This is a genomic window from Psychrobacter maritimus (assembly GCF_904846345.1).
Lineage (GTDB): Bacteria > Pseudomonadota > Gammaproteobacteria > Pseudomonadales > Moraxellaceae > Psychrobacter > Psychrobacter maritimus.
In genome coordinates this window covers 1-1,425 of record NZ_CAJHAJ010000022.1, presented here as the reverse complement: position 1 = coordinate 1,425, position 1,425 = coordinate 1, and the positions used below count along the sequence as shown (strand labels likewise).

The window sequence follows — 1,425 nt, the reverse complement described above, 5'->3', positions numbered from 1 at the left end:
TGAACTGAACCCCATAAGTTGGACACAACTTATGGGGTATTTTTATGCATTACGACCTAGACTTTAAGATAAAAGTCATCGCATACTATCGGCAAGGACATACCGGACTTGCCACAAGTGAGAAGTTTAAAGTAGATTCGAAACTTGTACAAAAATGGGTTAAACAATACCAAAGCGGTGGCATAGATGCCATTAAGCCAAAGACAAGTAAGGCCAAATACAGCAGTGAGTTTAAACATCACGTGATTACGACCATGCTTAAGGAAGGATTAAGTCAATCCGAGGTCGCTCTAACGTTTAACATCAGCTCACCGGCCTTAATTAGCCACTGGCACAAAGCGTATCGGCTTTATGGTATGTCTGGACTAATATCCAAACCTAAAGGTAGAACCGCCATGAGTAAACCCTTTATTACAGACAAGCCAGATGATGAAAAGACGCTAGCAGAGCTTAAGCGTGAGAATGAGTACCTACGTGCGGAGAACGCCTACCTAAAAAAGCTGGATGCCTTGCTCAAACAGAAGAAGAAACAAGCTTTGAAAAAGCAAGGCTCATCGAAGGACTAAGACAAGAGCACCCTTTATCGGCTTTGCTAAACATCGCTAAGATGGCTAAGAGTGTCTTTTACTACCATAGGTGTCAGTTTGATGTTAAAGACAAATATGCAGACTTAAAACATCATATTGCTCAGATATACCACAAGCATAAAGGCAGGTATGGTTATCGTAGAGTCACGGCCGCGCTAAAGCAGTTAGGGGTTTATCATAACCATAAGCTCATCGCTAAGCTGATGCGTAACATGAAGCTTAGCGCAAAGATAAGACGTCAGAAGTACCGATCTTACAAAGGACAACAAGGCAAGATTGCGAAGAACTATTTGAAGCGCCAGTATCATGCAGATAAACCGAACACACGCTGGCTTACAGATATTACTGAGTTTAAGGTGGGTGATGATAAGCTGTATTTGTCACCCATACTTGATTGTTATAACAATGAGATCATCACCTATACGCTCTCAAAGAGACCCACTTATGACTTAGTTGGTAAGATGCTAGCTAGTGCTTTAGATAAGACAAAGGCGTGCCGTGATAAGAGATTAATGCTGCATTCAGATCAAGGGTGGCATTATCAAATGAAACCGTTTAGCACGACGCTTAAACAGCATGGAATTAAGCAAAGTATGAGCAGAAAAGGCAACTGCTTAGATAATGCACTGATAGAGGGGTTCTTCGGTACGCTGAAGTGCGAGACAATTTATATTGAGAAACCGAAAACGATTGAGCAGTTAGAACAACAGATTCATGACTATATGCATTATTATAATCATGAGCGTATTCAACTTAAATTAAAAGGACTGAGTCCTGTGCAATACAGAACTCAGTCCTTGGGGTAAACTAAACCGTCCAACATTTGGGGGTCAGTTCA

The 1,425-nt window shown here is 41.3% G+C and carries 2 protein-coding genes; both read left to right on the top strand.

All coding sequences use genetic code 11. The annotated features are described in order from the left end of the window. Window positions 1-44: 44 nt before the first annotated feature. Window positions 45-566: a helix-turn-helix domain-containing protein gene (locus tag JMX50_RS13120; RefSeq protein WP_201564789.1), complete on the top strand. Its 522-nt coding sequence runs from the start codon at window positions 45-47 to the stop codon at window positions 564-566. Next, entirely contained in the window at window positions 554-1,393 is an 840-nt protein-coding gene (locus JMX50_RS13115) for an IS3 family transposase (protein ID WP_227671078.1), read from the top strand. Before JMX50_RS13120 ends, JMX50_RS13115 begins: the two co-directional genes overlap by 13 nt. The last annotated feature ends 32 nt before the right edge of the window (window positions 1,394-1,425 follow it).

Bases quoted from the DNA above. Each gene is read 5' to 3' on its own strand.
- JMX50_RS13120 (WP_201564789.1), top strand. From the start codon at position 45: ATGCATTACGACCTAGACTTTAAGATAAAAGTCATCGCATACTATCGG.